General features: G+C 40.9%; 13 protein-coding genes. 6 read left to right on the top strand and 7 right to left on the bottom strand.

Translation table 11 applies throughout. From position 1 onward, the window contains the following. The first annotated feature begins 27 nt into the window (after positions 1-27). Positions 28-663, top strand: a complete 636-nt coding sequence (gene acuR / locus L2672_RS06770) for an acrylate utilization transcriptional regulator AcuR (protein ID WP_248995069.1) — start codon at positions 28-30, stop codon at positions 661-663. Between the two features lie 98 nt (positions 664-761). Beyond that, positions 762-1,745 carry an acrylyl-CoA reductase (NADPH) gene (acuI, locus tag L2672_RS06775; RefSeq protein WP_248995070.1) on the top strand — a complete coding sequence of 328 codons (984 nt, stop codon included), beginning with the start codon at positions 762-764 and terminating at the stop codon, positions 1,743-1,745. Positions 1,746-1,909: 164 nt separating this feature from the next. Here the strand turns inward: acuI and L2672_RS06780 are convergent, their stop codons facing one another. Continuing rightward, positions 1,910-4,231 (bottom strand): TonB-dependent receptor, encoded by a 2,322-nt coding sequence (locus L2672_RS06780; RefSeq protein ID WP_248995071.1) that lies wholly within the window; start codon positions 4,229-4,231, stop codon positions 1,910-1,912. Positions 4,232-4,777: 546 nt separating this feature from the next. On the opposite strand from L2672_RS06780, the gene L2672_RS06785 reads away from it, so the two are divergent. From L2672_RS06785 to L2672_RS06795, 3 genes are all read left to right on the top strand, one after another. Beyond that, positions 4,778-5,692, top strand: a complete 915-nt coding sequence (locus L2672_RS06785; RefSeq protein ID WP_248995072.1) for a 2-hydroxyacid dehydrogenase — start codon at positions 4,778-4,780, stop codon at positions 5,690-5,692. Between the two features lie 85 nt (positions 5,693-5,777). Beyond that, on the top strand, positions 5,778-6,779 hold the full coding sequence (locus tag L2672_RS06790; protein ID WP_248995073.1) for a TauD/TfdA family dioxygenase: 1,002 nt from the start codon (positions 5,778-5,780) through the stop codon (positions 6,777-6,779). Between the two features lie 58 nt (positions 6,780-6,837). Next, positions 6,838-8,349, top strand: a complete 1,512-nt coding sequence (locus L2672_RS06795) for a M20 family peptidase (protein WP_248995074.1) — start codon at positions 6,838-6,840, stop codon at positions 8,347-8,349. 77 nt (positions 8,350-8,426) lie between these two features. Here the strand turns inward: L2672_RS06795 and L2672_RS06800 are convergent, their stop codons facing one another. The 4 genes from L2672_RS06800 to L2672_RS06815 all read right to left on the bottom strand — a co-directional run bounded on the left by L2672_RS06800 (position 8,427) and on the right by L2672_RS06815 (position 13,538). After that, positions 8,427-10,493: a M13 family metallopeptidase gene (locus L2672_RS06800; protein WP_248995075.1), complete on the bottom strand. Its 2,067-nt coding sequence runs from the start codon at positions 10,491-10,493 to the stop codon at positions 8,427-8,429. A 158-nt stretch (positions 10,494-10,651) separates the two neighbouring features. Further along, positions 10,652-11,818, bottom strand: coding sequence for a BamA/TamA family outer membrane protein (locus tag L2672_RS06805; protein ID WP_248995076.1), 1,167 nt, complete (start codon positions 11,816-11,818; stop codon positions 10,652-10,654). A gap of 117 nt (positions 11,819-11,935) precedes the next feature. Continuing rightward, positions 11,936-12,523, bottom strand: a complete 588-nt coding sequence (locus L2672_RS06810) for a hypothetical protein (protein ID WP_248995077.1) — start codon at positions 12,521-12,523, stop codon at positions 11,936-11,938. A gap of 160 nt (positions 12,524-12,683) precedes the next feature. Beyond that, entirely contained in the window at positions 12,684-13,538 is an 855-nt protein-coding gene (locus L2672_RS06815; protein ID WP_248995078.1) for a pseudouridine synthase family protein, read from the bottom strand. 169 nt (positions 13,539-13,707) lie between these two features. Between L2672_RS06815 and lgt the strand changes: the two genes are divergently transcribed. Then, positions 13,708-14,517, top strand: coding sequence for a prolipoprotein diacylglyceryl transferase (lgt, locus tag L2672_RS06820; RefSeq protein WP_248995113.1), 810 nt, complete (start codon positions 13,708-13,710; stop codon positions 14,515-14,517). Positions 14,518-14,617: 100 nt separating this feature from the next. Here lgt and L2672_RS06825 read toward each other — a convergent pair whose 3' ends face one another. Together L2672_RS06825 and L2672_RS06830 are read right to left on the bottom strand one after the other, a co-directional pair. Beyond that, positions 14,618-15,361, bottom strand: coding sequence for an oxidative stress defense protein (locus L2672_RS06825; RefSeq protein WP_248995079.1), 744 nt, complete (start codon positions 15,359-15,361; stop codon positions 14,618-14,620). A gap of 159 nt (positions 15,362-15,520) precedes the next feature. Next, the gene (locus tag L2672_RS06830) at positions 15,521-17,689 is read right to left on the bottom strand and encodes a cation:dicarboxylate symporter family transporter (RefSeq protein WP_248995080.1); all 2,169 of its coding nucleotides are present in this window, start codon (positions 17,687-17,689) and stop codon (positions 15,521-15,523) included. Positions 17,690-17,911: the final 222 nt, after the last annotated feature.

Raw genomic sequence — 17,911 nt, forward strand, 5'->3', positions numbered from 1 at the left:
AGTAGACGGGTGGTCTATATTCAGGGGATGGAAATGACTAATAGTAAACCTCGCCGTGGTCGGCCGCCGAAACACGCACGAGATAATCAAGATACTAAAGCTATATTAATTCGCAGTGGGCTTGAACAGTTAACAGAAACCGGTTTTGCCGCTTCTGGTATTGATATTATTTTGAAAAAAGTGGGTGTCCCCAAAGGCTCATTTTATTACTACTTTTCCAGTAAAGAAGCCTTTGGTACTGCGGTCATAGAAAATTATGCCAGCTTTTTTATGTATCAATTAGACCGGTGTTTGTCAGATGAGAGTTTACCGGCCATTGATAGACTTAGCATTTTTGTTGCCAGTGCCAAGCAGGGGATGGCTAAGTTTAATTATAAGCGGGGTTGCTTAATTGGTAACTTAGAGCAAGAAGTTGACCTATTACCTGAAAGCTTTCGGCCATTATTAACACAAATATTTGTGAGTTGGCAAAACAGGTTAGCTCAATGTTTACAGCAAGCCCAACATGACGGGCAACTTAGCTTTAATGCTGATTGCAACAAGCTAGCTGAAATATTTTGGGTTGGTTGGGAAGGCGCGGTAAGTCGTGCAAAATTGGTTGAAAGCGATCAACCATTACAAGATTTTTATGATTTTTATCAGGCAGGGCTGCCAAAAAATTAAACACTAATTTGCCATAAAGCCTTGGGTGGACTTATGGCATATTTATCATTTTAAATTTTTTTGCATTTTAATAGACGGTCGGTCTAAAAGGTGGGTTTATGTTTCGTGGTATTTTAATTGAAAAAGATGATCAAGGTTATCGCGCATCAGTACAGCAAATTGATGATGCCGTTTTAGGTGAAGGCGATGTTACGGTTAAGGTGAGTTATAGCACGCTAAATTATAAGGACGGCTTAGCGATTACCGGCAAAGGCCCAGTGGTAAGATCATTTCCAATGGTGCCGGGAATTGATTTAGTGGGTGTGGTAGAACAGTCTGATTCAGATAAATTTGCCGTGGGTGATACGGTGTTATTAAACGGTTTTGGCGTAGGCGAAACGCATTGTGGTGGTTTGGCTGAGCGTGCCCGTTTAAAAAGTGAGTGGTTAATTCCATTACCCGAAAATGTTAGCCCGCAACAGGCAATGGCGGTAGGTACTGCGGGTTATACGGCTATGCTATGTGTTATGGCACTACAAAAAAATGGCGTGACACCTGATAAGGGCGAGGTGTTGGTCACTGGCGCAAATGGTGGTGTGGGCAGTTTTGCTATCGCCCTATTAGCTAAGTTGGGTTATCAGGTTGTGGCTTCTACTGGCCGTGTTAGCCAAGCTACCTACCTTGAGTCTTTAGGGGCCAAAGAAGTCATTGACCGTGCAAGCTTATCTGAGCCGGGTCGTCCAATGGCTAAAGCGCGTTGGGCTGGAGCAGTGGACTCTGTTGGCAGCCACACGTTAGCAAATGTTTGTGCCAGTATGCAATATGGTGGAACCGTTGCCGCGTGTGGTTTGGCTCAAGGCATGGATTTCCCCGCTTCTGTTGCACCATTTATTTTACGTGGAGTCACACTGGCTGGTGTAGACAGTGTGATGCGTCCATTGGCTGATAGAATTGAAGCTTGGCAACAGTTAGGTGAACTACTTGATGCTGAAGTGATTAATGCCATTTCAACGACGATTTCGTTAGATGAAGCGGTGAGTGCTGCGCAAGATTTACTTGATGGGAAAGTGCAAGGCCGCATCATTGTTGATGTAAACCAATAAGCATTTTGATTAATGATTAAAACCAGAAACAAAAGCTAGCATTTATCAGCTTAGAAATAGAAAGCTTCTAAATAAAAAGCGTCTAAATCAAAAGCGTCTATATAAAAAGCCCCGAAACACATATTGTGTATCGGGGCTTTCTTTGCTGTAACTTGAACTCTGAGTTAGAAGTTATAAGTCGCTTCTACACCAAAGCTACGAGGTTTAGCGTAAATGGCGTTAATACCACCAAAGAACTCACGATAGCTTTCTACCATGTGGTTGCTGTCGGTAAGGTTTTGACCCCATAAAGACACTTGCCAGTTATCCATATCACTCATTAACGTAATGCGTGCGTTAAGGGTGCTATAGCTGTCTGCTTTATCAAAGTCTACCACTTCACCTGTACCTGGAATTTGGTAGTTTTCGTCATTGTTAACTAAAAAATATTGCTCGGCAGTATAGTTGTAATCTAGTCGGTACATTAATGTCGAGTTTAGCGACGACAAACTTTGGTAGTACTGAACACCCAGTGCTGCAGTCACTTCAGGTGCATTAGGTAGCTTGTTACCTGATGCATCAGAACCTGCAGTACCACCACCTGGGAAGCTATCAAATGTTGCATCAAGTAAACCCAGTGACCCAGTAATTTGGAAGTCATCAGTCACTTGATAGTCCATTTCTAGCTCAAGCCCTTGTGAAATAACCGCTGCCGCATTGGTAATGCTAATCGCCGTTCGTCCACCGCCTAAATCAACATATTGGTTAACTTGGTAGTCATCATACTCTGCTCTAAATAGTGCTGAACTTAAGCGTAAGTGGTTATCCAGTAATTGAGCTTTATAGCCCAGTTCATAACTTAGTACGGTTTCTTTATCAAATTCGATACCCGCATCAATTACATCATTAGTGACGAAGTCTAAATTGTAACCGCCACTTTTAAAGCCAGTTGAAACACGAGCATAAGCTTGGCTATCTTCAGTTACTGCATAATTTAAATTCAATGAAGGCGCTAAAAAATCATCTTTTCTGTCATCTACAATATGCGCTGTCGCCATACGGAATAAGCCAGAGTTTGTCCCTTTAATCGCCCAATCAACATCTTTTGTTTCTGCGGAATAACGTAAACCAAAACCTAGCTGCCATTGGTCATTAAAGTCGTAACTACCATTGGTAAATACTGCGTAACTTTGGGTATCAACTGAACCCGCTGATTCAACTGCAGGCATAGAATAATCGATACCCGTTGATGGAATGGGCAGTAGCAGTGTGTAGATATCCATATCGCGACCCGCGATGGCTTTACGGTCTGTAGTACTATCTAGATCAAATAAGTAGACGCCAACTAAATAGCGTAAATTATTAAGGTCAGGTGAAATCCACTGAAACTCTTGAGAGGTTTGTTTGTAGGTATCTTGATAAGGGGTATGCAACATATCAAGCGGAGACACATCAGAAGATAAGTCTATATCCATTTCAGTGCTTCGATAAGCGGTGATTGACTTAAAAGTGTAGTCACTGTCGGTGGTGTAATCGAAAGTGATTGAGCTTCCCCAAACATCTTTTTTCTCAGTGGTATCTCGATTCGAGAATGTTGCATAGTTATCTTTAGTTGCTTCAGTGAAGCCTACGCTTAAGTCTTGGCGATTGGTGGCATTCAACATCATGCTAGCAGGGCCTGTTGCTGGGTCATAACCGAGCACATCTGTTAGCGCCATGCCGTTAACGGCTAAAATATCATGTGTTAAATAGTCAGCACTGAAGTTAAGTTCTAGCGCATCAGTTAAATTTGATACTAAATTAATTCGGCCTGAAGTTGCATCTCTGCCACCTAAATCCTGCCCTGTCATATTATTTTTAGTATATGCTCCGCCAACCGCACGGTTGACAAACACTTTTGCTGCCGTTGATTCACCCATAGGGATATTCAGCTTCAAGTGATAATCTTGCGCATCAAAATTGCCAACATTAGCCGTAATAGAGCCTTCAAATTGATCGGTAGGTTTTTGCGAGATTAAGTTAATCGCCCCAGCAATGGTATTTTTACCAAACAAAGTACCTTGAGGGCCACGAAGCACTTCCACACGTTCTAAATCAACTAAACCTTGGTTGATAGACGGTGATTGTCCAAGGTAAACACCATCTATATAGATGCCTACTCGACTATCAAAACCAATATTTCGACTGTCTGCTCCGACACCACGAATAGAAACTGATGAGCGAAAATCAATAGACTCACTAATGTTCAGGTTAGGCGCTGTATCGCCGAGGTCTTGTAGTTGTTTAATCCCACGTTGAGCCAACTCTTTTTGATCAACACTGGTTACTGACAGTGGCACGTCAATTAATCGCTCGACGCGCTTTTGTGAAGTAACAGTAATCGTTTCCATAGAAGATGATTTTTCGTCGGTTGATTCTTCAGCTTCAACTGCCATTAAATTAGGCGAGTTTAATGCCGTTAATACGGCAATAGTGAGCATCGAACGTTTCATTAAGTGATTATTCATATTGTTCCCCAATTGAGCCTTGTTGTTTTAATATTATTTATTCTTTTTCAATTGATTACGTGATAGCTAATAACCACTTATTTCAAGCTCTCACTGTATTCTGTTTACTGATCAGCCATTTCAATCTGCTGTTTTCTACTGTGTAAACCTACATTTAAGCTAAAAAATTAAATCACCATTTAGCTTTGCTTAAATATCACATTAAGACGGAGGTCTTACAGTAAGGTGTTTCCTTAAAAAGTATTTTAAAACAGTGTTTTGCAATGGTTTTGTATCGCTATTTTTTATTATCTATAAGCAAGTACGAATTCACGTTAGCACGCTTTTATTTTTCGGTTTGCAACATGTTTTACATTTGGTTATCAATTTTTTAACTGCCGCGGGAGGGGGAATATGAAAGGAAAGTGAGAATATTTATCCAAATGCAACAAACTTTACCAAGCTTTTGAATAGTAACGTGCTAGGTTTTGCTTATGTACTGAGGTAAATAACCTTAAGATGAACCAATAAGGGAAATAAGTAGTGATAAATCATAAGATTATAACTATGGCTGCTTTGCCGGTGTCGAAAGTGATGATTGATGCAGGGACTTTGCATTTTATTAATTTTGATCATCAACAGGATTTTGAAGGCGTCGAGGTTATTTGTACAACTCCATTTTCTCCGATTGATGCAAAGCAAATAGCCGCTTTTCCACCCAATATTAAGTTAATTGCTAGCGTGGGTGTGGGGACCGACCATATTGATCTAGCAGCCGCAGAAAAGGCTGGTATTTTAGTGACTAACACTCCAGTTAAAAAAGATGATACTGCTGATTTTACCTTTGCTTTGCTATTAGCCTTAGCTCGGCAGGTTGTGGCAAATAATGCGTTTATTCGTCAAGGACAATGGTCGGCAAATAATATGACGGGAGTAATAGGTGAGCCTATTCACCATCAAACTTTGGGGATAGTGGGTGCAGATGTTGTGAGCCAAAAAGTAGCTCAACGAGCCAAAGGCTTTGATATGGATATACTTTATTATGCCGATAAGCCCAATCAAGAGATGAATGCGTTAGGGGCAAGGTTTTGTGAACAGCTAGACAGTTTATTATTAGCGGCTGATTTTGTGAGCTTGCATTGTCAATTAACTGAAAATAATCAACATATCATTAATGCCGATAAGCTGAAATTAATGAAACCCTCTGCCATGTTAATTAATACTGCCCGTGGGGGGTTAATTGATGAGGTTGCACTCATTGAATGTTTACAAGCCAAATCAATAAAAGCAGCAGCTTTAGATGTTTTTGAGACTGAGCCAGATATTAACCCGCAATTATTGTCATTAGACAATGTCCTACTGACTCCTCATATCAGTTCAGGCACCCATGCATGTCGACAAGATATGCTGAATACACTGTTGAAAAATATCAGTCATTATCTCAATCAAAATAAGGATGCCATGAATCTAGTTACTCTTTAAGGCTAACAATATTCTTGGTGATATCGGAAATGTTAGCAAGCTATAACAATTTAAAAATTCAACTTGCTAATTAAAGGAGCACAACATGAACTTAAAAAACTACCTCGGTTTCAAAGAGCAAGCAATGCACTATTTGGATCGTCCACATCAAGAGGTTGCCAATCAAGCCGTTGACAGCCCAGCTGCATGGCGAAGTTCAGAATTACCGCCACTTGAGCAAGTGGCTTATATTTTATCTTCAGCAGAAGTGAGCGAGATAAAACAGGCTGTTGCTCATGCCGAATCATTAAATAAGCCGACTCTTGAACTTACTCGTGATGATTTTCCGTTGCCATCTTTAGACGAAAAATTTCCCTTATGGCGAGACACCATTCATCGCGGATTAGGTTTTCAAGTGATTAGAGGTGTGCCCGTTGATGATTGGAATAAAGCGCAGGCAGAGTTATTTTTTTGGTGTTTTGGCTTGCATTTAGGTACTCCAGGATTGCAAAACCCAGAAGGACATTTACTAGGACACGTCAATGATTTAGGTGTTCAAGGTGAAGACCCAACAGCAAGATTATATAAAACGGCATCGCATATTAACTTTCATTGTGATGCAGCCGATGTAGTAGGCTTATTGTGTTTGAAAAAAGCAAAAGCAGGTGGCCATAGCCGAATTGCTAGTTCTGTCACGGTATTTAACGATTTAGTCTCTTCTCATCCACACCTTGCTAAAAAACTGTTTGATAAGCGCTTTGTTGATAATCGTGACAAAGAGGTTAATTCACCTGATGGTGCTATTGAGGTTCAACCATGTTGTTATGCAGACGGAACATTACGGACGTTTTATCACTTAGATTATTTTAAATCTGTCCCTCGTCATGATGCAGTAGAAGCATTAACTGATGAGGATCATGCTTTATTTGAAATGTACGAAAAAATCGCTAACGATCCGAAAAACTGTTTCGATATGTCATTAGAACCTGGTGATATTCAATTAATTTCAAATCACACAACGCTTCATGCGCGCACTGAATTTGAAGACGATATTGACCCAGATAAAAGACGTCACTTGTTAAGGCTATGGTTGTCAATTGGGTTGTAATATGACTAGTGGGGGCTTGTATATGCCCCCTATATTAATAAAAAACAAAGGCATATTCATGAGTTTTTCAAAAAAACTAACACTTTTCCCCTTGCTGTTTTCGGCCAGTATCATGGCGCAGCAAGGTGAATTTACCTCAATGCAAATGAAAGATGTTGCGTTAAACCGAGTAAAAGTTGATGTTGAGGGCGCTGCCAACCGATTAGCGAAAGGGATACAGTTTGCGACCATTTCAAATGAAGATCGCAATGACTTTAATGAAGCTGCTTTTACTGGCTATCACCAATTTTTAGCGGATTCTTACCCTAAGGTTCACAAAACATTACAAAAAGAGCTAGTAGGTAAAGAGCGCCAATTCAGCTTACTGTATACGTGGCAAGGCACTAATCCCGAGCTGGCCCCAGTAGTGTTAATGGCGCACCAAGATGTGGTGCCCATTGTGCCTGAAACAAAACACCAGTGGCAGCATGACCCGTTTGGCGGTGTGATTGCAGATGGCTATATTTGGGGGCGGGGTGCGATTGATGATAAATCAATGATTCATGCCATTTTAGAAGCTGCTGAAATGAAAATTGCAGCCGGCTTTGTGCCAGAACGGACGTTAATTTTTGCTTTTGGCCATGATGAAGAAGTGGGTGGCGAAGATGGTATAAAGCATCTGGTTGATGTGCTTGAACAACAAAAAGGTTACCAAAAAATCGCCCTAGTATTAGATGAAGCTGCACCAATGGCTCCGGGGTTATTTCCGGGGATCGCCCAAAATACAGCGTTAATTTCGGTGGCCGAAAAAGGGTATGTTAGTTTATCTTTAACCGTGAGCGGGGCGGGTGGGCATTCATCTATGCCTCCAGCGAGTTCAAATATTGGCATTTTGGCCAAAGCCATTAACCAACTAGAAACTAATCCATTTCCTTATCGAATTACCTCTACATTACGTGACCAATATCGATACTTAGGCCCAGAGCTACCCGAGTCGACCCATGATATGTACAGCGCGGTGGCATATGGTAGTGATGACAAGCTAACGCCATTAGAGCAAAAGTTTATTGAGGGAATGTCTGCTCATCCGTTAACTCAAGCTATGTTACGTACTACCACCGCTGTGACCATGATTAATGGCGGTATTAAAGCAAATGTGCTGCCAACAACGGCCACAGCGGTAGTTAACTTCAGGATATTACAGGGTGATACTATTGAGTCGGTGATTGAAACGGTTCATGCTGTAGTGAATGATGAACGAGTGACAGTGGCTGATGTATCGCAATCAATTAATCCTTCAGCTATCTCACCTGTTGGTAGTAAAGAATATAATTTAATTGAACATACTATTCGCCAAACTTGGGGCAATGACCTGATTGTGACACCGTTTTTGGCGGTTGGCGGTACGGATGCCAAACATTTTGCTGCTAAGTCTTTTGCGCCTAATGTGTATCGTTATACTCCTTTACAGCTTGAGTCAGGTAAAGATATTGCCCGTTTTCATGGCATTAACGAACGTATCTTAGCCAAAGAATTAGCGGGTTCTATTTCGTTTTTTTACACCTTTATGGATAACGTGCAATCTCTTTAATGGATATTGACACATAGATACTAAAAGGCCCTACGCGAATGCTAGGGCCTTTTTTTACATTAGATTACCTGCAGTAATTACCAAATACGAACACGTTCATCTTCAGGTAAATACAGTTTATCTCCTGGTTTAACATCAAAGGCTTTGTACCAAGCATCATGGTTACGCGGCGCTAATGCACGGTAACGACCTGGGGCATGAGTTCCTGCGCGAAGCTGGCTTAGCATACTTTGCTCAGTACGTTTTTCTTTCCATACCTGTGCCCATGCTAAAAAGAAGCGTTGGTCGCCTGTTAAGCCGTCAATAACCGGTGCTTCTTTACCGTTAAGGCTTAGCTTGTAGGCGTGGTATGCCATGGCTAAACCGCCCACATCACCAATGTTTTCACCTAGGCTGTTGCGGCCATTAACAAAGTTATCTGGAATAGGTTCATATTGGCTATATTGCGCTGCTAACTGATCTGCTTTGGCTTCAAATGCTGCACGGTCAGAGTCGGTCCACCAATTACGCTGAATACCATTGGCATCAGACTTTGAGCCTTGGTCGTCAAAACCATGCCCCATTTCGTGGCCAATAACCGCACCAATACCACCGTAGTTTACCGCTGGGTCAGCATTAGGGTCGAAAAATGGCGGTTGTAAAATAGCTGCTGGGAATACAATCTCATTGAACGAGCTATTGTAATACGCATTAACATATTGTGGTGTCATGCCCCAACGATTACGGTCGGTTTTCTGAAGCTCTTTGGCGACGCTATCTTCATGGAAAAACTGACGTAAATTGTGAATGTTGGCCATTAAGTCGTTTTTAGTCAGCTTAAGTCCATCAAATTCTTGCCATACATCTGGGTAACCAATTTTAGGGTTAAAGGCGGCTAGTTTGGCGCGGGCATTCACTTTAGTGTCGGCACTCATCCAATCTAAATTATCAATACGTTGGCCTAGTGCTGTACGTAGGTTTTCTACTAATTCGGCCATTTGCGCTTTTGATGATTCAGGGAAGTAACGAGCAACATACACTTTACCAATGGCAAAGCCGAGTGATTGAGTTCCTGACATTTCATCTACAGCACGTTTCCAGCGTGGGCGAGGCTCTTCTTGACCATTAAGAGTTTTACCGTAAAACGCAAAGTTAGCGTTGTAAATATCTTCAGATAATAAGTCGGCATTATTACTAATGGTATGTACGGTTAAGTAGTCTTTCCATACATCAAGTGACTGTTGGTTGACTAATTCAATCATCGCCTTAATAGGCTCAGGCTGAGACATATTCAACTGTGGTACTTTATAACCCATTTGATCAAAATAAAGATCCCAATTGAAGTTAGGGTATTCTTTGGCCAAATCTGCACGTTGAATTTGGTTTAAGGTTAAGTCGCGGTTACGGCGTTTTTCGCGTGGCCATTGGCCTTCAGCTATTTTAGTTTCTAAGGCTAAAATGGCTTTAGCACGTGCTTCACCGTTTTCAATACCAGCAAAAGCGAGCATTTGTGATAAGTGGTCTACGTAAGCTTGGCGAATGTTAACAAAGCGTTCGCTGTCTTCAAGGTAATATGAGCGGTCTGGTAAGCCTAAACCACCAGCGCCAATAGACATTTCATATTTGTTAGGGTCTAAGCGGTTAAACCACATGCCACCGTATAATGGTGAGCTTGCGCCTGTTAGCCATGCTGAACCGAATATTGCGGTTAGGTCGTCAGTATTTTTAACGGCGTTAATTTGGCTTAGGGTGGGCTTAATTGGGTCGATACCAAGTTTGTTAATGGTATCTGTGTCCATGTAAGTGTGGTAAAAATCTGCAATCAGTTGCTCTTCGGCATTTAAATTATCACGACTAATAATGTCGTCGATAATTTCTTTAACTTGTACTTCACTGCGCTCAGCAAGGGCATTAAAGGCGCCATAACGAGTTTTATCTGCTGGCATTTCAAAGTTGTCATACCAAGTGCCGCTGGCATACATAAAAAAGTCATCGCCCGGCTTTACCGCTTTATTGCGAGCGGTTAAATCAATACCAAAGCTACCTAGTTCGGCTTTGGCCTCCGGTGCGGTTTTAACTGTGTCGACTTTTGTGTTTACATCAGATGAGCCACATGCGGTTAAAAATGTTCCCGCTAAGGCAATGGCAATGAGAGATTTCTTCATTGTGTTTGGCTTCCTTACTTAATCATTATTATCGTTATTTAATAGATATTTTTTACTGGTTTGCATTTAACGTAACAATATTCATTGATTGTACCCAAAGGTGCAATCAATGAATTGTTAGAAAACTTATCAGAATGGTTAGTGATAGGCTTGCTGCTTTAAAAGGCTTCACCGACAGATAAATACACGGCTTGGTTATTATCATTTGACCGGGCGTAATCAAGACGAATATTAATTCGCTCGGCAGGTTGGATCATCCAGCGTAGACCTACACCATAACTAGGAATAACTTCACTTTCGTTGATTCTGGAATGGGTGTCATCAAGCGCTCCTAAACCGGCAAATGCCACCATTCCCCACCTTTTGTGGAAGCGCCATCTGGCCTCAGCTTCGGTTTCTAATGACTGTCTTGACATGAACTCTGTTGAAGCAAAGCCTCGCAGTCCCAAGCGACATGCTGCCCATAAAGGAATATCACCCTCTCTAGCGCAACCTTTTAATTTCCAAGCGACAACAAGGTCTTCTCTTAGTGGGTGATAACCATCGACTTCAAGGTTATATGATGTAAATTCGTTCTCACTGCCAATGGCTTTGTCGTAAATAATCGTCTCAGCTTTAAAGTAATATCCATCGTATGCATTGGTCGGAACGTCTCTAGAGTCATAAATGATGGCTGGACCAAGACCAAAAGATTGGACTTCATTACCTAATTCAAAATGTATAGAGCTTATGTCGACGGAAAATTGTTGCTTTAGGTCAAGGTAGATACCAGTTAAGCCAACATACCAGTTTTTGGCAAATTGGCGGTTTATTTCAGCTAACGCTGCTACACCTTTTAAATCCCAATTTAAATTGAAGCCAATGTTATTTTCATCACTACTAATTAAAGGTAATTTTAAGTCGGCATAGCCAACCCCCCCTTTAAATTGCCAATTATTATCGTCCCAGTAGCTTGCATGTCCTACTGCTGCTGCATAACTTTTATTGCTTGAGTACATGGCGCCAATACCTGTAACAGAAGGCGGTTGATTGGCTTTTTGATGTGCATCTTGAGGATAGAAGTAACCAAAAACACCGGCTAAACCAGAGTCAATTGTTGGGTTTGAAAATGGAATTGGTGCGGCAACATAATTTCCTTTAGATACGGTTACCGCAGTGTCGTTATCTTTAATGTTAGGAATAAAGCTTTTCTTTCCTGCCGTCTCAGATGCTTGTGAGGTGTTATCTTGAGGTGAATCTTTGGCTAAAGACATCAAGCTGAAACTCGAAGTGCCAGCAGCAAGCACCAGTAGTAAAAGTTTAGAAAGGCGACAATGTTTGTTCATACGATACCTAAATGCTTGTGATTGGCATTGTTAGGCTATCACTTTGTGCTGACCGTGTTAATTAGTTGTATTGGATTTGAGGTGATGTTTTTATGACATAGTAATACTTAGCTATCATTAGTACTTAATATTGAAACGAGCAAAACGGCTGAAGGCTTTTATAACGGGTGCTTTGCTTTGTTGTTCAATGAGTAATTTTTTTTGAGTTGAGAATTTTTTGAAGTGGCGAATATCATCCACAATATGGCTGGGGCGACACTCAAACTCATGAGCAAGGTTAACCAGTGAGTCTTCATCAAATGAAAATGATTGCAGCATTTTATTGGATATATCATTTTTACGCGCAATGACTAGCGCAGATTTTCGATGTAATTGTTGGTTGATTTTATCTTTTAATCGGGCTTTATGTTGTTTCCAAGTGACCTTGTTGCTTAATGTGTGGAGGTCTTGAGCCACTGTACTTACATCGGTTTCAAATTTTTTGGCAACTTCAACAATATTACTTTTATGAGTAATATCTATCCCTTTTAGGGTCAAAAAAACGATAAAGTCGCGTCTATTGTTGGCTTTATCAATCTCAGCTTGGTTTTCATTTAATGCTGCGTTGGCCTGTTGTTCGGTTTGTTCAACTGAGTCAAGAAGCTCTTCTAACGAAAGCGTGTCAGCTTCCTTATCAGCATATGATTGTTGATGCTGTTTTTTCATTTGTTACTACTCACTTTTAACAAGCACAGGGTAAAGTTTGTCTTTAATAAGGCGCTAATTTTAGTACGCATCATTGAAGGTTGGCAGCGGCGTATTTTTTGTCGATTGTCTTTATTGCAATCTTTTTTAATGTCGCCGTTACATCAACTAATCATGCAAGTTAAAACTTTGGCTGTAAAGATTGTGGTAAGTTAAATATCATTTTTTGCTGAGTTATCGGGCACAAAAATTCGAATTTACAGCAACATAGTTTTAAGTCAGGAGCATCTGCCGCAGCGTTACCATGCAGTCGATCGCCCACTACCGGAAAGCCAATGCTATTCATATGAATACGAATTTGATGCTTGCGACCCGATTCAATTTTCACTTGTACACGGGATTGGTTTAGTTGTGGATTATATTCCAGCAAGTCAGCATGGGATAACGCCGGTTTATTATCGACATCAGTGTTAATGGTGACTTGGGTAGTTGGAAATTGGCCATGCACAATGACTTGATAATATTTGTCGAGTGCTCTGGTTTGAAACAGTTTTGCCAACGCCGCAGTCGCTTTTTTGGTGTGACCTAAAATAATTAACCCCGATGCGGCTCTATCTAACCGATGAATAATGTAGGCATTACGCGGTGGTTGCGTGTTGAGTTCTACAAACCGATTGATGGTTGTGTGGTCGCTCCATTTTGACGGCTGACACCGTAAACCATAAGGTTTATACCATAAGCTATATTGCTGTTGGTCAAACAGCATCTGGGCGGTGGCGGGGACTTCTGCCAAAATATGATCGTTGTAATAAAGATGAACTTTATCACCCACTGCCAACGCTTTTTTAGCCCTTCTTAAACGATTCACTTGCTTGCCATGGCTATGCCATACCGCACCTTTCTGCATGGCCTGTTTAATCAACTGTTTTGATAAGCCAGATTCTGTTGCTAACAGCTCAACAGCATTGTTTTCAGGGCTGCAAACGTCAACATGGCATTCAATTACTGTGGTGTTTATTTGAGAAGTGTCAGGCATAAAACATTAATTTGAGTTTATCTTAAGCCTATTTTACGCGATTTTTTCGATAAGCCTTAATCTATTTGAAGTTTATCTGTGAGCTTAATCTTATGTGCCTTTATTGAGGGCGAAAAAAGGCGTAGCATTAGCGCCCATTATTGCTGGTCATTATTTTTGGAGTAACCGTTTGGACCATTTTGTTTGGAATGCTGATCCCGTTTTAGTGTCATTCATGGGGCTAACCGTGCATTGGTATGGTGCCTTATTTGCCACCGCAATAGCGGCAGGTTTTCAGGTGATGAAAAAAATCTATCAGGCTGAAGGTATAGATGTCGCATCACTTGATAACTTATTATTGTATTGTGTTATTGGCATTATTGTTGGGGCAAGATTAGCTCATTGCTTTTTTTATGACCCTAGTTATTACTTTGCCAACCCAATGAAAATTTTGGCAATTTGGGAAGGTGGCTTAGCCAGTCATGGTGGTGGGCTAGGCGCGATATTAGCCTTGTATTACTACAAGCGCAAAATGGGACTGCCTTTTTTGTTTCTGCTCGATAGATTAGCCATAGCAACGGCAATCTTTGGCTTTTTTGTGCGTATGGCCAATTTTGTTAACTCAGAAATTATTGGTCAACCCACTGAAAAACCATGGGGTATTATTTTCCAGCATGTGGATATGGTCCCTCGCCACCCAGCTCAATTGTATGAAGCGATTGCTTACTTGCTGATTTTTATTTTGCTAGGTTTTATTTACAAAATGAGCAACTTAAAACAACGATATGGCGGTATTTTTGGGTTGTTTTTGGTGTTAATTTTCAGCGCAAGGTTTGCTATTGAAACGGTAAAAGTCAGTTTAACGGCTTACCAAGAGTCATTTTTAACCGCAGGACAATGGCTTAGTGTGCCCTTTTTGATTGTGGGCGTGGTGCTGTTATCTAGGGCCTTAATGGGCAAAGATGATTCGCCGAAAGTAAAACAGGCTAAGTCAAAATAAGTGTTCGTGCTTATTTTAGTGAATATAAAAATGGTCATGTTAATACATGACCATTTTTTTGAATACAAGAAAACTATTGATTTAAATAGCTATTTTAAAATTATTCTTTTAATTTAAAGATGACTTCAACACTATCTGTTATCGTGACTTGGCCTTGCTGATAACTTTGGCTTACATCAGCGGCTTCACTTGCGGCCATTTTATACACTACAGGCCTGACATTATGCTGGTTGTAATAACGAATTTTCCATACGCCTTGAATCTCCTTATCAAACCCTTTTGCTAAAGACGCCGCTTTATGTTGAGCGTCTCTTATCGCTTGTTGGCGAGCTTGTTCAACTAATTGTGCTTGTTGACTGGATAACAGTTCAATATTACTCACCCGATTTATGCCCTCAGAGAGTGCGCTGTCAAGTAGCTGATTAAGCTGACTTAATTGACGTACCTTAATGGTCATTTGACGGCTTGCTTGGTAGGCAATTAACTTTGGCGGCGTATCTTTAGCATATTGATATTGTGGCCTGATGTTTAAGTTGGCACTTTCTATATCGGTTTGAGCAATTCCTGCTTGTTGCATACGTTTTAGTGTTTGGGCGATGGCATTATCAGAAGCTTGTTTAGCGAGCGCTGCCGACTCAGCATTCACCATCACCTCAACTGATATTTTTGCCATATCAGCTGCAACACTTATTTCACTGCTACCCGTGGTTTCGATATGGGCAAAGGGGAGTTCATCAGCCAACACATTTGCACTGTTTACCATGCATACTGTTGTTAATCCCATGGCTAATAACAGCGTTTTAATCGATTTACGCTTCAGGTTTATTGCGGTAGTAACAGACATGTTTTCTCTCCATTCATAATGATTAAAGCTATAAACGCACAGAAAACCTAAAAGGGTTAATAAATTTTAAATTTTTTAGTCAACAATTTATTTAGTCAAAAAATGTCCCTATCCAATCGTAAAACTGGATAGGGGGATGCAGTGTTAAAAAATAAAGGTTTATTCAACCCAGTGCAGTACATCTCGAATGATTGACCAGCGAGGTTTAACCGGTTTCGCGCCTAAGCCAAGCATCCAATAATCATAGAATTGTTGTTGATGACCATCTACTTGCCTTAACTGTTGCCAGTTATTGACGTAGTTCAGTAATGATTGGTTACTAGACTGAACCGCATAAGCTACAGGGTATCTAACATTATGTTCAAGTAAGGTGATGCCATAACCTGGGAAAAATAATGTCCATGCTGAACCTGCTTCAGCACTGATCAGCAAGCCATCATACTTGCTGTCTTTTTGCCTAAAAAATACCTGATATCCCGATAGTTTTACAAACTTCAGGTGAGGGTATTTACGTTGCGCCTCTTGTACAGAATGGCTGTGTTCAACATACGCTATAGTCGCATCTTCGAGTGCCGCAATCGATTCATTGGTTTTAAACTGTTTCACCATATGATCCGGTGCCGCAATAGCATAATTGAGTTCTAGTACTTGATTAGTAAAGTTTAAGCGGCCTAATAATTCAATATCGGTTGATAGCCCCGACATGGCGATGTCAAAGTATCCATTGTTCAGTGACTCCACTAAATCTTTCTTTTTAAAAGGCACAAACTCAACTTTTACGCCAATATCTTCAGCCAGTTTGCTTGCCATGGCGATATCAAATCCGACTAAATCACCGTTATTATTGTAATAACTAAATGGCACGTTACTCGGGATATAGCCCACTTTTAGCATGCCGCGTTGGCGTATCATATCAATATTGGCGACGGGACTTTTAGGGGTAACGCCTATTTGAGGGTATTGTGTTTTGACAATGGTCGGGACTTTATCTGCCACTTGCATATTAGCAATTACCCCGCTGGTGGTTTCTGGGCTGTGAATAAATAACCCCATTCCAAGTCGGCAAACTGCTACGGTGATAATGACGCTGACCCCCAGTCCTGTAGCCATTTTAATGAGTTGTGGAGGAAAGAGCTTAAGGTTCTTTTGAAACATAGCAGCGGTAAGTAACGTTAACACGAACAAATTCATTACCGCGGCTATAGAGTTAAATTTACCGGTGATAAAACCCGACATAGCAAATAGTTGGAACAAATCGGCAGGTAAATGTACTAAGTCGAGCATAAAGGGTATCGCAACATAAACACTGCCAAAGAGTGATAATAACCCACTGGCGGAGAGTGATACTTGGTCAATGATTTCAATGGGTGAGCCGTTAAACCAACTGCAAAAATAGACGAATAAAATAACCGTTAACTTACCGATATTAGGGAAAGTAAATGCAATTGGCACTAATATTTCAATTAAGGTGTCAGTGTCTTCATGGGTGTGATTATGTTGTTGAAGGACTTTTTTACATTCTTCCACAATAACGGGGAGGACAATGAAAATATTTCCTGTGGCAAAAGCGGTCACTAAACTCGCCTTAGATATCTGTACGGTTTGCCAATAAGTGATAGGAGTTAACGAGGCGACAATCCAAGGTAATACCGCAAAAGTGAGTAATAAACACAAGGCAAAATAACTGATCAAATAAACTTGCATACTGGCAAACTCATCAACCCCCATGGTCCCTGCAGCAGAAGCTGACATTGCAAAAATACCTATGGGTAAAACTTTCACCATCCCCTGAGTAATGCGGCCAAAAATTTCACCACAAGTATGCATAAATGACAGTAATTGAATTTTATTGTCACCTTTCATTCCAATTAAGGCTAAGCCCATCGCAATGCTAAAAACAACCATTGCAGGAACATAACCAGCCGCCATCGACTCAAATGGGTTAGAGGGAATGTACAGCTTAAAATAATCAATATCGGCAACGGGTTCGATGATGGAGGTACTAAAAAAAGAGGCGGATTCAATAAACGGAAATGACAACGGCATTAACGCAATAATAAATAACCCTAATGCCCATAAGCTGACCATGATAACGCCTGCACGGCTGAAGATCAGTTTGGCTGTATCGGGTTTTAATTTTCCAATGCCGCCTACAAGCGAAACTACAATGTAAGGGAGTACCGTCATTTGCATCAGTAAAATGACACCCGTACCGATTGAACTTAACCAACCAACAGATTCACCGAAAAAGATACCAACAGCAAAACCTATTAGCATGGCAACGATCATTTGAGTCGAGCTGGACATATTGAGCAGTTTTTTAAACACAGTGAACCCTATTAAATCAATTTATTTTAATTTGCTAATAACAGTAGTGTAGTCAAGGTTATTGTTTGCAGGTGTGGCTGCCCCCTTTTTAGTGCGTTAGCGCCGTTTGTCCCATTCACGGAGTTGGCATTATACCCATTCATTCTCGCCACTATGGCTGATGTCATGTCGCTCAAAGAGTGACTCTTTCAGAGAGCGAATGTGGTCGGGGTTTACGCACGG

It is taken from the genome of Shewanella gaetbuli (assembly GCF_023284065.1).
GTDB lineage: Bacteria > Pseudomonadota > Gammaproteobacteria > Enterobacterales > Shewanellaceae > Shewanella > Shewanella gaetbuli.

Coding starts and splice junctions, on each gene's coding strand:
- L2672_RS06800 (WP_248995075.1), bottom strand. CDS start 10,493: ATGAAGAAATCTCTCATTGCCATTGCCTTAGCGGGAACATTTTTAACC.
- acuR (WP_248995069.1), top strand. CDS start 28: ATGGAAATGACTAATAGTAAACCTCGCCGTGGTCGGCCGCCGAAACAC.
- L2672_RS06790 (WP_248995073.1), top strand. CDS start 5,778: ATGAACTTAAAAAACTACCTCGGTTTCAAAGAGCAAGCAATGCACTAT.
- L2672_RS06815 (WP_248995078.1), bottom strand. CDS start 13,538: ATGCCTGACACTTCTCAAATAAACACCACAGTAATTGAATGCCATGTT.
- acuI (WP_248995070.1), top strand. CDS start 762: ATGTTTCGTGGTATTTTAATTGAAAAAGATGATCAAGGTTATCGCGCA.
- L2672_RS06795 (WP_248995074.1), top strand. CDS start 6,838: ATGAGTTTTTCAAAAAAACTAACACTTTTCCCCTTGCTGTTTTCGGCC.
- L2672_RS06785 (WP_248995072.1), top strand. CDS start 4,778: ATGGCTGCTTTGCCGGTGTCGAAAGTGATGATTGATGCAGGGACTTTG.
- L2672_RS06780 (WP_248995071.1), bottom strand. CDS start 4,231: ATGAATAATCACTTAATGAAACGTTCGATGCTCACTATTGCCGTATTA.
- L2672_RS06825 (WP_248995079.1), bottom strand. CDS start 15,361: ATGTCTGTTACTACCGCAATAAACCTGAAGCGTAAATCGATTAAAACG.
- L2672_RS06805 (WP_248995076.1), bottom strand. CDS start 11,818: ATGAACAAACATTGTCGCCTTTCTAAACTTTTACTACTGGTGCTTGCT.
- L2672_RS06810 (WP_248995077.1), bottom strand. CDS start 12,523: ATGAAAAAACAGCATCAACAATCATATGCTGATAAGGAAGCTGACACG.